The organism is Bacillus sp. LL01 (assembly GCF_001037965.1).
The window spans coordinates 200,099-213,709 of sequence record NZ_LFEL01000005.1; the positions used below are offsets into that span (position 1 = coordinate 200,099).

A 13,611-nucleotide genomic window follows, 5' to 3' on the forward strand; every position below is an offset into this window, starting at 1 on the left:
TACTTGTTTGTGGGTCCTGTGCGGCCGGGTGGGAGAGGGAAACTGAATAAGGTGTTTTATTTATGCTTCAATGGATGAAGAATTTATTTGATCTGGCTGGTCATGAGACGACTTTAAAGCGTGAGATGATGGCCGGAATGATCTCTTTCTTTACCATTGTGTACATTATTGCTGTTAATGCAACGATTCTTGCAGAAGCAGGTATTCCGATCGAAGCCGGAATTATTGCTACCATCCTCACTTGTGTAGTGGGCTGCTGGCTGATGGGATTTTGGGCGAATGCGCCAATCATCCTCGTTCCGGGTATGGGAATCAACGCGATGTTTACTTATACGTTGGTTCACTCCATGGGATTAACCTGGCAAGAAGCATTGGGCGTCGTAGTGGTTTCTGGTGTAATTGTGACGATTATTTCGTTTACAAAACTTGCACAAGTGCTACTCGAGGCGATTCCAAGTTCTCTGAAGCATGCAATTACGGTTGGTTTAGGGTTATTTTTGACCCTGATCGGTTTGGAAAAAGGCGGACTTATCGTAAAGGGTGAAAATTCTCTGTTATCACTGGGAGATGTTTCAAGTCCTTTTGTGATAGGCACGATTCTTACTGTGATTATTGCCATCGTTCTGTTTATGCGAAATGTCCCAGCCAACTTTTTAATCAGTATCATTGCTGGTACAGTTATCGCGGCTGCTTTGGGAGTGGTAAACTTCTCCGATGTTGGTGGAAGTGCTTTACCATTGGATAGCTATCTTTCCTTATTTGGTGCCGTTTCATTTGCAAAGATTGGAGAGTTCACATTTTTAGTGGCTGTCTTCTCTTTAACGATGGTTCTCCTATTTGAGAACATCGGGCTGATTAACGGCCACCTAGGAATGATCAACCGTCCTGAAAAGTTCAAGCGTTCCTTCCAGGCAAACGGAATCTCCATTTTAACGAGTGGACTGTTCGGTACCAGCCCTACCGTTTCAACAGTGGAAACGGCAGCAGGTATTGCCGCTGGCGGAAGAACCGGTGTAACAGCAATAACGACAGGAAGCCTATTTTTGCTTTCCATATTTGCGATTCCCTTCATTAAAATAATTCCTGGCAGTGCGATTGCGCCAATCTTGATTATCATTGGTGTATTGATGCTTCAATCTGTGAAGCAGATTGACTTCCAAGACCTTTCTGAAGGATTCCCTGCGTTTCTTGTAATTGTAATGATTCCATTCTCTTACTCTATCGCAGACGGTATCGCATTCGGATTCATTGCCTACCCGCTCATGAAGCTGGCACTAGGCAAAGCAAAAGAAGTCTCCGCTCCACTATATGTGATCGCGGCACTCTTCTTCCTGACGTATCTAACAAATGTGCATTGATGATTCAAAGGATGATTTTTAGAGATTAATTGATATATAGAAGTCAAAAAAAAATCCTTGAGGGGGTCAGACCCCTCAAGGATTTTTTTGATTTATGGCGAATACTATATGTTTCGGACTCTTTCACTCATCCTCCACACTTTACCTCACAAATGCCTCCAGGCGATCAGAGAACGCATCAACCAACCACCTCGGATGCATCGGCAACAGGTCATGCGGCAGCTTGTTCGGAGCAAAGTACTCGAGCTCGATCAGCGCGGGATCCTTCTTGGAAGTCGACCCCCCTGTAATTTCCGCTTCGAAATAGGAAGTCACAAACTGCACCAACCGGCCATCCGGGTATTCGAACGTTTGCGACTCAGGATCGGAGTAGACTCCAATCAGGCGATATGGATTAACAACCAAGCCTGTATCTTGAAACACCTCGCGCACAGCCGCTTCCTCCACCGTCTCACCCGGTTGTACATGTCCAGCAGGGATCGTCCATAAGCCGACGTCCGCTCTCTTTTGTAATAATATTCTTTTCTGCTCATCAAAGATGATCACTGCCACAGCAGGATACATGCTTATCGGTTTTTGTTTACTCATCATAGGAATACTCCTAACACTACTTTTTTACCTAGTCTAACGCGGTCGCACTCCACTTTCAACGAATAGCCCCATCCCCGGATAAAAATAGGTCTTTTCTCCAGATGAAATATTCCATAATGTACATATTTCGTGGTCAGAAGCTACCAATCTGACAAGTTACCCCCATAAAAAAACCAGCGCATCTTATACTCGCTGGTTTAATCCATTCATTGTGCGAATTTCCTCTTTTGTTGGTTCTGTACCCAACTCATAGATGGATACGAATATTTTGTCTAATATCAACTGTTGCTTATTCCGATGCTCTTGAGTTTTCTTCTCATTAAGAGGACTTGTGTAGGCATCAGGGCTGTATTCTGTGTTGTGCAACTCTTCGAACAACCTTTCAATCTCGTGGATCTCATGTTCCGAAGCCAATACTTCATAGTACTTGACCTGTTCATCGAATGGTTCCCGGTGTATCTGGCCGGTTTCCATTGTTACATAGTAAGTATATCTTTCCATGAGGATTCCCTCCTATCAAAAATCACATGCCATTATGCACTTTTAGTACTTGTGGATGTGTTTTTTCTTTCTTTATAATACTTAAAGCCTTCTTTCACCAAAATGGGTAACACGGCAATGAACACTCTTCGAAATAGTTTCCCCATACTATCGCCTCCTTATATTTATAGTGTTGTAATACCCGCACTTCTCCCCTATAAAACAAATTCATCTTTCAATTGAGCACATTCAAGAACACATTATTAGTTTTAATTCAAGATAACATGGTGCCTTGTCATCTACTCGGAATTAAAAGAAACCTGAATTTCTCTAGACAATCACAAGAGAAGTTCAGGTTTTTAGTAGGTTTTAATAGAAAAAGTAATTTTGCCCTCTTCTGTTTCCCGATAAGGAATTCCGGATGACTCAAAAGAAGATAGTAGCACTTCTTTTTCTTTATTTTCCAATATTTCTAGTCTTGCCGAAGCATCTGCCAGTTCTTTCTCCTCCATTCCCAAACCGTGAAAATAGTGATAAAAGAACATATACCTCGCGGATATAAGATCGGCGGCTGCTTCTTTATGCCCCTCCCAACCTGAAGGAGTTTTCAATTGACTAGCAGCAGTCATAATGGCACGCAATTCCTGCTCATCCTCTAAAGTAAATGAAGAAGCTCTCCCCTTTTCCAAGCTATCTATTATCGAATCAGAGTATTGCTCACTTTTTCGAAGAAGCTCATTCATTTCATGAATATAGGCCGCCACCCTCTCGTGCTTTTTCACATGCATTCCATCATAGAAACTTAGACCGGTAATGACTCCCACAATTAAGGTCAGCATGCATAAGAAAAAAGTGACCGTTTTTGTGTTGAATTCCCAAAAACTTTCTTCTTCCGATTCTTCTAGTTCTTTTTCATTATTCCATATATTCATAGGCTGTGATTCCCCGTTTTTTTCTAGAATATAACATAACTATCCAATAAAATCCATCTATTGAAATTAGATAAATAGTTAAGAAGGCTCCCCTGTCACCTGTATTTATATTACCATATTATTCTTGTATTTTTACCCCCACAAAACGACATTCTTCTTAGAACGTATATAAGAGACCTAAACTAACTAACTAAATGATTGGGTGAATTGACTATGTTTTCAACAACTGAAATTGGGATCGACTTAGGAACAGCAAATACGCTGGTTTATAGTAAAAGTAAAGGGATTGTGTTCAATGAACCGTCCGTTGTAGCAATTGATTTAGAAACAAAGGCCGTGCTTGCTGTTGGTACAGAAGCCAAAAACATGATCGGTAAGACACCGGGAAGAATCGTGGCCGTTCGACCATTGAAGGATGGCGTTATCGCAGATTTCGACATCACGACAAGCATGTTAAAACAAATCATGAAAAAAGCGAGCAAAACGATGGGCTTCTCCATCCGTAAACCAAGTGTGGTAGTTTGTACTCCATCAGGTTCCACATCTGTTGAGCGTCGTGCGATACACGATGCCGTTAAAAATTGTGGCGCAAAGCACGTACACCTGATTGAAGAACCTGTAGCAGCTGCAATCGGAGCAGATCTTCCGGTAGACGAGCCTGTGGCAAACGTAGTAGTGGACATCGGTGGCGGTACAACAGAGGTTGCCATCATCTCTTACGGTGGCGTTGTTTCTTGTAACTCTATCCGTGTAGGTGGAGACCAATTCGATGACGATATCGTGCATTACGTACGAAAAAACTACAACCTGTTGATCGGTGAGCGTACAGCCGAGCAGGTCAAAATGACAATAGGCTACGCATTGGTGGAGCATGAAGACCTTACCATGGAAATCCGCGGACGTGACCTTGTAACAGGATTGCCGAAAACCATTGAATTACATTCTACCGAAATTCAAAAAGCAATCAAGGAATCTCTTCTTCACATTCTAGAAGCAATCCGTGCAACACTCGAAGATTGCCCACCGGAACTAAGTGGGGACATCGTGGACAGAGGGGTTATCATCACTGGTGGAGGCGCACTCATGAACGGCATGCAAGAATGGCTAAGCAACGAAATCGTTGTTCCTGTTTATGTTGCTCCAAACCCATTAGAGTCTGTTGCAATCGGCACAGGTAAATCTTTATCAGTAATTCATAAGTTGCAGAAGGCTGCGACTTGAGTTTAAGTTTATATTGAGAGGAAACCGGGCTCCTGATGGGTGCCCGGTTTTTTAAATCCGCATACACTTTAAAGAAGGTACTTCCCTTTCTTTAAAAGAAAAAAAGCCCCTCCCCATACATCCACGGGAAGAGACCTCCAAATCCAAATTTCAAAACAATCGATCCTGATAAAAATAATTCGGCAACACAATCTTATTTTCATAAGACTTATGGAATATATGTGTGGCAGCCGGGGACACCGGCGGAATCAACCAGGCCCATTCGCCCGTCACATGGCGGCAACTTTCCGCTTCGCGCTCCTCGAAGTGCTTGAATTGCATCGCTGCAGTATGGTGGTCGACAATGCTGACTCCCTTTTCCTTGAAAGAGTGAACCACCGCGAGATTCAATTCAATCAGCGCCTTATCCTTCCACATCGTTGCGTTTGTACTTGTGTCCAGTCCCATGATGGAAGCCACTTTCGGAAGCATGTTGTATCTGTCGGTATCGGCAAAATTTCTCGCACCAATCTCCGTCTCCATATACCAGCCGTTGAACGGTGCGGCTGTATAGTGGATTCCCCCTACCTCCAATCGCATATCTGAAATTAACGGGGTGCCATACCATTTCAACCCGAGGTCACTGAACGCGGGTAAATCAGGGTGCACTACCGTAACCTCCAGAACGATCTCCTCTGGAATAGGAAACCATTTCGGCTCCGCTCCATCCAGTTGCACCACTAATGGCAGAATATCAAAATGCGTGCGTGCACCTTCCCATCCAAGCTCCTCACATTTCCTCGTCAAATCAATGGATGCAGGATCTCCGATGATTCCATACTCCGTCTCATACCCTGCATAACGAAGAAGTTGATGGTTCCAGATACGCAGTTGATTCCCCGCCTCTTTTTGCTGGCGAAAGACAGTAATGGTAGGCTTTATTTTTCCATGGTTGGTGGCGAAATCAATGTGATGTGTCAACGCCGCAGCAATGTCCTCCTCCGTGTGCAAGTCACGGCGATCTATCACATGTAGTGAATTCCAGAAAAGCCTTCCTATGCAACGGTTACTGTTTCGCCAGGCCATTTTCGCTCCATGGGCCAGTTCCTCATATGTATGCTCGTAATATCCGTAAAGGTTTATTTCATCTTTTATTGTCAGCAGCCTTACAGACATATCGTCCTCCGGCTTCCCTAGTTCCTGATAGCACTGCAGAATGAATTCCTCTGCTTTATTTAAAAGAGTTTCCTTTGTTTCTAACAATATATCCACCTCAAATAAATTTCCCTCTACTCATTGTAAACTTTTTCAGTTAGGAAAAGAAACTTTTGAGTATTGGAATTTAAATAGAGACAGGTCCCTCCACCTAATTCTGGGTCGAGGGATCTGTCCCTAAAGCTCATTTTGTCACCAATTGTTTGAAGTTCTGACCTAATATCTCTTTCATATTGTGGACGGTGATGAACGCCTGATCGTCCGTTGTACCGATGAATTTTTTCAATTTGGAGAAATCCTTCTTGTTCAAGATGGTCGTGATAACCTCTTTTTCATCAGAGGTAAATGCCCCTTTTGCATAGTGAAGGGTTGCTCCACGCCCCAATTGCCCAACTATATAGGAACGAATTTGATCGCTTTCACTGCTGATGATGACTACTTCACGCATTTCGTTTACCTGCTGAAGAACGTAGTCAATAACCAGTCCGTTTAAAATAACACCGAACACTGCATACATACCAACTTCCGGTCCGAATACAAGGATGGATGATAGAGCAATGAAGATGTCTGCCATCAGTACTCCACGGCCCATATCCACCGAAAAGTATTTATTTAATATTAAGGCAATAATATCCGTACCGCCTGTTGAAGCGCGTTGATTGAATACAAGCGCAATTCCAAGGGCCGCAATACATTGTCCGATAATCAACTGGATCAGGATGTCCTCACTGATTGGTCCGCTTATCGGGAAATAGGCCTCCAACAGCCATACCATCACCGAAAGCATGACACTCGCATAGATTGTTTTCGCTCCAAACCCGAAACCAAGAAGCAAAAATCCCACAAAAAATAAAGCTATATTAACCAAAAGCATTAACACACCAATGGATAGCATCGGAAAAACATCATTCAATATTATGGAAAGTCCACTGACTCCCCCTGTCGCCAAGCTATTAGGTGAGAGGAAAAAGTGTACATGTATCGCAACAAAAAGAGGACCTACGTGCAAGAATAAAAGTGTTTTCAAATGTTTGTTCATACCGGTCAGCCTCCCTCTAATTTTTTCAGTCTATTTGGGATTATAAAGACCTTGACCGGGCATGTAAACACATAAGCAAGAAGTTGCACAATTGAAAGCGGATTAATTAAACGCGGATTGGTTTTTCACGTGCAACAAACGTTCGTTTAAAAAGTTCTTGTCTGGAAAACTATTAGGCAGCCTTGGAATTGGTCTGTTTCAGCCAAAGAGTGACATTAATCTTATTGCAGACGGTAAAATAGTGCATTAAGGTGAGCAGTACCATTCCTGTGTTCATCCCCAAAATGACGCCGTTCATCTGCAGGTTTGGAAGCGACCCCAGTATGAACATCAGCAGGAATGATATGCTTGTCGACCAGATCGAATGCAAGAAGGCATCTTTAATTAAGCCCAGTCCTATTAGGTAAGCCTGTAACGGGGCAACAAATAAGTGAAATAGGAAAAATGGCCATAACAGCTGCACATAGGACGCTGCATGGGAATTTTCAAAAAAGATGTTGGTAAGCGGGATCGCAAAGTGATAGAACACCATGACTACAGGAATTCCATAGATGAAGGTGATAATCATTACTTGCTTCAACAACTTCTGCATTTTTGTATAATCATGATTTACATGTGCCTCAGATACCGTTGGAATCAGCACAATCAATAGGGAATGGGCGATAAACCCTGGGAAGAATCCGATGGAAAGGGCGACTCCGGCAAGCAGGCCAAATTCTTCAAGCGCAATAGTGTGACTTAGCCCCGCTTTCACAAGGGCTATTTTTATCAAGAATGGTTGAATCGCATTTGTCACGGCGTGAAATAGACGCATACCAGTCGTCGGAATCGACACCTCCAGCAGGTTTTTTCTTACCGTTCTCCCATCTATGCGAGCGGCTGCCTTCGTTTTCAGTTCAATATATTGAAGCCTGTACATATAGAGAAGATACAAGCAGACAATCAGTTCTGTTCCTATTAACGTACTGATGGCAATCAGAATGGAAACTTCTAACGAAAAATGAAAGAAGTGGTACACAACTACTAGCAAACCCAATTGCACCACTTTCCTTAGAAAGTTGGAGATGGCTATTTTCCCCATGTGCTGCAGACCCATAAAATATCCCCTGGCTATGGAGGAAAAAGAGATTACCGGAATCATAATCAGCACAAGCCATTTCACAAGCGGGTGATAATGCTGGAACACCGGAATTAACGGCAGAGTGAGAGCCGCAATTATCAGGACCATGATTGTAAAAACAACAGCTAGTCTCATGGCATGGTGCAACATGCTTTGGTGGTACTTCTCCTCCTTAGCGGCTACGAATTTTGAAATCGAAATCGGCAGCTCCAAACTCGAGATTACCACCACCAAAAAAATCACCGGAAGAACAGACATATACAGCCCCATACCTTCTTCCCCGAGGTTTTTAGCCAGTATCATGTTCACTATAAATTCTATGCTCTCTCCTAAAAAGGCAGCGACTGCCAGGAGTAATGTCCCTTTAAAAAATTTATTCATTTCCTGTTTTTCCCCTCTCTCAACCTCTCGTCGGAATCCATTTCCTATTTTATGAGACAAGGTGTGAAAATATGGCTGGAATCTTGTGAGCACTTTTACTTAATCTCTAGTTATTGCACACCGGGATGGTTATGTCCGCACGTTGAAAGGAATAGTATTAGTAAGGAAAGAGAGGAGCTGATTCTTATGTGGAGACTTTCACTTAATATCGCTGCATTCATACTGGTTTTAATAGTGAATTACTTGGCCAATGCCCTGCCGCTCAACGGTCTGACCACAGGCGACATTGCAAACCGTATCACCGTTCTTTTTCAGCCAGCAGGCTATGTATTTTCCATTTGGAGTCTGATCTATCTGCTGCTTGGCATCTGGATCATCCGCCAGTTCCCTAAATCGCGCAGAGGTCTGCCCATCTATGTGAATACGAGCGGACTTTTTGTCTTAAGCTGCTTGTTGAACAGTGCTTGGGTTGTGTTGTGGCATTACGGTTTCTGGGTAACAACGGTTGTCGTGATGATCAGCTTGTTGCTGACGCTTATTGCATTATATCTGAAAATGCGTGAATCGAATCCAGGCAAACTGGACTTTGCCACCTTTTCGATTTACCTGGGATGGATTAGCGTTGCGACCATCGCCAATATCAGTTATGTGCTGGTGGAAAAAGGGTGGGATGGCTTTGGGCTTTCGGATGTGACGTGGACGGTGATCATGCTGGTCGTGGCGACGATGTTGGCTGTCTGGTTCCGGATATCTCAGGATGACTGGATCTACCCGCTTGTGTTTGTTTGGGCTTTTATTGGAATCGGTGTGAAGAATATGGCCGATTACAGCAATGTGGCGTATGTTGCGTATGCGCTGGCAGCCCTGATTTTGGTGATGACATTGCTTGGAGGGAAGGTTGGAAAGAAAGAGTAGGTTAAAATGATAAAAGTACGAGCCTTGGGTGATGCAACCTAAGGTTCTTTTTGTGGCCGGTTCGGTTACCTTATAGTGCAAGGTAAAGCCATTTTCCCAAAAAATGATAGGATTTCGGCATACTAGAGCACCTTGCTTCATTGCTTCCTTTCAATCCCCCCATTAAAATCAGTTTTCTCCTTACTATAAACCTTCCTTTCCCCCACTGCAGAAGGTAATTCCCCCATAAAGCGAGTTAATCTCTCCACAGCGATTTTCATCCCCCCACTCATGGATATAATCCCTCCATACGGACAGTTATTCCCGCCACATTTTAGGATATTCCCCCCACAACAAGCATTATTCCCTCCACTACTCCGATAACCGCGAGATATACCCAAAAATTAAAAGCTAGAAACCCACCTACAGGTTCCTAGCCCTTCCTCATCCAATAAATTTCCTTCGCCCGCTCATACACCCCATAATCCGCACCAAACTTCTCTTCAATCCAAAAACGCATCTCCTCATCAGTCAGTTCCTCTTCCATGAAAGATTGGTCCTTGAATCGTCTGATCGCATTCTCCCTCAACTGATACGGAACACCGTCAATATAGCCGAACATTCTTAAGGTGTGAAACGCAAAGCCCTCCTCCCAATTATGGGAATCAAGCAACGGTCCGACCATATCCTCAAATGAAACAGGCTTCAACCCCAATGATTTCGTCGGACCCGGATTCCGCTCCACCAATGCCTCATCCCCGTTCACTTGATAGCTGAAGGTCTCCATGTCCGTCTCCACGACAAAGGAGGAATGTAACGGAAACGCCTGGAAAAACGGGGCACAGTATCCCACATCCACATAGTAAGGCTGATCTAGTTCTACTTGCAGGCAAAGATGTCCAGGTGTCATATACAGGTAATCGACCTTGAAGGCCAGCTCCGCCAATAAATAGTGAAAGCCAATCGCCAAAGTCCAACAAGTTCCCCCTGTTCCTGTGCTAATCACCCTATCCACATACTCTTCCATAGTCGGAAGATAATAGTCCTCTTTCCGCCTTTCCTCAAAATCCAGAAACTTCGTCCACGTTTCCCACCTCACTTTCATTTGGTGGGCAGCTATCAGCTCGTTAAGAAACACCAGAGTCGGCTCTTTCTCCTCTACTTCCAAGTAACTCAGAAATCTATCTTTTACACTCATATCCATGCCTCCTTTTCTGTAAAATTCCACTAGAATGTCCAAGCATCTTCCTATCATTTTTCATCTACTAATATAGTAGAACGGAAAGATGGTGCAACTATTATGTCGATAAAAAAAGCAAAGCAGATTATCAAAACCGGTGAGGCTTTCATTAGTACTCCTTATGTGTACGGTGCTGAATCGGGTCGAGTGGACCGATTCGATTGCAGTTCGTTTGTCCAATATGTATATGCAACTCATGGCATTTCCTTGCCCAGAACCTCCCGGCAACAATTTCAGGTGGGAGATCCGATCCCCCTTGCATCTGTCAGACGAGGGGATCTTCTTTTCTTCACCACTCCAAAACGTGGAAAATTAAAAGGCAATAAAAGAATCGGGCATGTTGCCATCTTTATTGGGAATAATTCTATCTTACACACATCGAGGGTAGAAAAGAAAGTGGCAATTGCCCCCCTTCACCCCTATTGGAAAACAAAGATTGTCGGGGCAAGGCGAGTCCTTGCCTAGCAGGTAGCCAAACATGGTTGATTAAGTTCGTACACTTCTTTTCCCAGGTTCCAAATGAAAAGGAGCCTTGCACAATATGAAGTGCAAGGCCCCTTTTTCTTATGAACTGAATTGCTTGTTTGTTTATTCCATACTCTTCCGTTTCTCGGATAGAATTTTCATCTGGTCGTTTTCCAGTCCAAGCTCAAAGGTCACCTTGAACTTCTTATAGGAAACGCCCTTTTCTGAGCGTTCCTGGGCTGTAATGACGGTGATGACTTCTACATTGTTTCCGTTCTGCTTTGTCAGCAGGTCGTCGACTTCAATCGTAAGGAAATCCAAATAACCGGCACGGAAGTCATCATAGCTAGTTTTGGATTGCCAGCTGCTGCCTAGCAACGAATAGGCGGTTACATAGTCACGGTAATTGATGCTATCGTAAAAATAGTTTACGAGGTAATCGGCAATGTCGACGTTTGTTGACGTTTCTCCGGCACTGTTTCCGGTCGTGTTTGCTCCGATTCTAGGTAGGGACTCCATAGGTGACTCCGACCAGCTCTTTATCAACGGCATCACATTCACTAACGGGATACTGAACCCGATGACCCCTTGATCCATGGTCGCGGAATTGATGCCGACCACTTCCCCTGTTTTCGTATCAATCAGAGGTCCACCACTGTTACCAGGAGCAATTGGTGCCGAGATCTGGAAGACATCCTCGTATTTGAAGGAGTCGATTTCAAATTCCCGACCGGTACCGCTGATAATTCCGGTGGTGACGGTATTTTGCAGGCCCAATGGACTTCCGAGCGCAATAACATCGTCCCCGAGTTCCGCTTTTCTACTATCAGCAATTTTGAATGGCTTTGTTCCTTCAAGCTCTGGCACACGAACAACTGCCACATCGGTATCAATGCTGATCCCGATTACTTCCCCTGTCAATTCCTTCGAATCTGCTGAGGTTACTTTCACTTCTTTTGCATTTGCAACGACATGGGCATTGGTTACAACATCGCCTTTGTCGTTGTATAGAAATCCAGAGCCAAACGAGCCGTCTGGCAACTCGATTTTCACTACCAACTTTTGAGATTCAAAGATGATCTCCTTTAATGCTTGGGGAACATTTTCCTGTTCTTTCACTTCCGACTCCAAATAAAGCTTCGATGGTGCCGTCAACTGGGCGGGTACGGTATTTTTTATATGAAAATAACCGAGGAGCCCTCCGCTTATCAAAATAATGGTCATAATGATACTTAAAAACCATCTCACATTCATTCCTACACCTTCTTTATATTCCGATGACTTTCAGGAAGAGTTATTCTTCCACAACCCATGTGATATTCTCAATTTCAACTGTCACATCTTCAAACACACCATAATAATAATCTTCAAACTTTCCTTTTTTGCCTGGCTCCAGCTTGAATGGGTAGACGGTGGTAAAGCCGGTATCCAATACATTTTTGTCCTTGCTTAAAATATTATAGTAGACGGTGATGGAAGAAACGCTAGCAGACACGACATTTTTCACTTCCCCTGTAAGGGCCATGCCTCCCACTTCGTCCTCATCCACTTTAAATTCGACTACCTCAAGTGCGGCGTTCTTGTTTTTCAGATCCTCTTTTGCCGCTGCCTCCATGGCCTTCTCAATTCTATCAAACTCTGCTTGCTCAAACTCCTGACGGGACTGATCTATTTTCTCCTTTAGCGAAAGTAGCCGCTTGTCGTTTACTGCATATTGCAAGGCTCTATCTGCCACCGTCATCGCATTCGTATATTGCTTCTGTTCCATCTTTTGCTCTGCATCTTCCACCGTAATCTGAACAATCCGATTCATGATTTGTTCTTTTACCGCTTTTCCTTCCTCTGAAGGAATGGAAGAGATAACAGCAAGCTTCCTGGAGAGTTCGTCCACTGTCTGGAGCTGGTCAAGTTCACTATTTATTTTTCCGACCTTAATCATGACATCTTTTTCCGAAACATCTTCCTTTAACGGTTGAATTATCGGTCCATCCAATCTCGTTAGCTTTTCTCGGAGTCTGGTTAGATTCTTTTCTGCGTCCTCAAATTTCTTGCTTTTAATCTGCTCCTTGACTCCCTCTAGTTCCCCATTGACCTCTTCGGCAATTTTCACCACTTCAAGATTGTTTCTAAGAACATGATATCCCGGCCTCAACTGCATGGCATTTTCCAGTTCAGTCTTCGCCTGATCGTACTCGCCTTCCAATGCCAATTCCTCTGCTTCCATCTTGATAGCAAGCACTTCTGCATTGACATTATGTTCATGGTTATAGTAAAGGCCCACCAGCCCCGCTATTAGTACCAGACTAACCATTGGCGGCAGGAGGGGCATGTATGTAGAGCGTTTATTCTTCTTCGCATTCCCTCTACCTTCCAGTATTTCATCTTCCTTATAATCCACATCGTCTTTCAAATTCCCTCCACAATTCGAGCAGAAATTTGAATCAGATGCCACTTTCCTTCCACATTTGTGACAAAACATTCTATATTGGCCTCCATCACTTTATTCACTTGGAAAATCATTTTTAAAGGCTATTTTCGTAAACTTAATTGCTTTTCGTATTTATCAACTAACCGTTATATTCCTTACTGTCGTTGCCTATTTTAGAATAGATAAGCTATAAAAAGTCCAATGGCCGACTTTTTACTAGTGAATAGCAACAATCTTGTAGAAAAGAGCCTTTTTAAAAAACAATTGA

13 protein-coding genes are annotated in these 13,611 nt (G+C 43.5%); 4 read left to right on the plus strand and 9 right to left on the minus strand.

The features are described from left to right. The first annotated feature begins 62 nt into the window (after nucleotides 1-62). Complete coding sequence (locus AB685_RS16095) at nucleotides 63-1,358, plus strand: NCS2 family permease (RefSeq protein WP_047971604.1); 1,296 nt, start codon at nucleotides 63-65, stop codon at nucleotides 1,356-1,358. Between the two features lie 141 nt (nucleotides 1,359-1,499). Here AB685_RS16095 and AB685_RS16100 read toward each other — a convergent pair whose 3' ends face one another. The 3 genes from AB685_RS16100 to AB685_RS16110 all read right to left on the minus strand — a co-directional run bounded on the left by AB685_RS16100 (nucleotide 1,500) and on the right by AB685_RS16110 (nucleotide 3,361). Beyond that, nucleotides 1,500-1,949, minus strand: a complete 450-nt coding sequence (locus tag AB685_RS16100) for an NUDIX domain-containing protein (RefSeq protein ID WP_241773317.1) — start codon at nucleotides 1,947-1,949, stop codon at nucleotides 1,500-1,502. A 183-nt stretch (nucleotides 1,950-2,132) separates the two neighbouring features. Next, nucleotides 2,133-2,450, minus strand: coding sequence for a hypothetical protein (locus AB685_RS16105; RefSeq protein ID WP_047971605.1), 318 nt, complete (start codon nucleotides 2,448-2,450; stop codon nucleotides 2,133-2,135). Between the two features lie 338 nt (nucleotides 2,451-2,788). Further along, nucleotides 2,789-3,361, minus strand: coding sequence for a hypothetical protein (locus tag AB685_RS16110; protein WP_047971606.1), 573 nt, complete (start codon nucleotides 3,359-3,361; stop codon nucleotides 2,789-2,791). Nucleotides 3,362-3,574: 213 nt separating this feature from the next. On the opposite strand from AB685_RS16110, the gene mreBH reads away from it, so the two are divergent. Continuing rightward, complete coding sequence (gene mreBH / locus AB685_RS16115; protein ID WP_047971607.1) at nucleotides 3,575-4,582, plus strand: rod-share determining protein MreBH; 1,008 nt, start codon at nucleotides 3,575-3,577, stop codon at nucleotides 4,580-4,582. A gap of 150 nt (nucleotides 4,583-4,732) precedes the next feature. Here mreBH and AB685_RS16120 read toward each other — a convergent pair whose 3' ends face one another. The 3 genes from AB685_RS16120 to AB685_RS16130 form a co-directional block, all read right to left on the minus strand. Further along, a complete protein-coding gene (locus tag AB685_RS16120) occupies nucleotides 4,733-5,824 on the minus strand; it encodes a nitric oxide synthase oxygenase (RefSeq protein ID WP_053073844.1) in 1,092 nt (363 codons plus the stop codon). 136 nt (nucleotides 5,825-5,960) lie between these two features. Next, entirely contained in the window at nucleotides 5,961-6,815 is an 855-nt protein-coding gene (locus tag AB685_RS16125) for a YitT family protein (RefSeq protein WP_047971609.1), read from the minus strand. 172 nt (nucleotides 6,816-6,987) lie between these two features. Next, on the minus strand, nucleotides 6,988-8,316 hold the full coding sequence (locus AB685_RS16130) for a polysaccharide biosynthesis protein (protein ID WP_047971610.1): 1,329 nt from the start codon (nucleotides 8,314-8,316) through the stop codon (nucleotides 6,988-6,990). Between the two features lie 186 nt (nucleotides 8,317-8,502). Between AB685_RS16130 and AB685_RS16135 the strand changes: the two genes are divergently transcribed. Next, nucleotides 8,503-9,231 (plus strand): tryptophan-rich sensory protein, encoded by a 729-nt coding sequence (locus AB685_RS16135; RefSeq protein WP_047971611.1) that lies wholly within the window; start codon nucleotides 8,503-8,505, stop codon nucleotides 9,229-9,231. A 412-nt stretch (nucleotides 9,232-9,643) separates the two neighbouring features. On the opposite strand, the gene AB685_RS16140 is transcribed toward AB685_RS16135, so the two are convergent. After that, nucleotides 9,644-10,408 (minus strand): hypothetical protein, encoded by a 765-nt coding sequence (locus tag AB685_RS16140; RefSeq protein WP_047971612.1) that lies wholly within the window; start codon nucleotides 10,406-10,408, stop codon nucleotides 9,644-9,646. Between the two features lie 102 nt (nucleotides 10,409-10,510). Here AB685_RS16140 and AB685_RS16145 point away from each other — a divergent pair, with 102 nt between their 5' ends. After that, nucleotides 10,511-10,915: a C40 family peptidase gene (locus AB685_RS16145; protein WP_053073845.1), complete on the plus strand. Its 405-nt coding sequence runs from the start codon at nucleotides 10,511-10,513 to the stop codon at nucleotides 10,913-10,915. A gap of 123 nt (nucleotides 10,916-11,038) precedes the next feature. Here AB685_RS16145 and AB685_RS16150 read toward each other — a convergent pair whose 3' ends face one another. Beyond that, complete coding sequence (locus tag AB685_RS16150; RefSeq protein WP_047971614.1) at nucleotides 11,039-12,169, minus strand: trypsin-like peptidase domain-containing protein; 1,131 nt, start codon at nucleotides 12,167-12,169, stop codon at nucleotides 11,039-11,041. 40 nt (nucleotides 12,170-12,209) lie between these two features. After that, entirely contained in the window at nucleotides 12,210-13,394 is a 1,185-nt protein-coding gene (locus AB685_RS16155; RefSeq protein ID WP_128755885.1) for an FxLYD domain-containing protein, read from the minus strand. Between the last annotated feature and the right edge of the window lie 217 nt (nucleotides 13,395-13,611).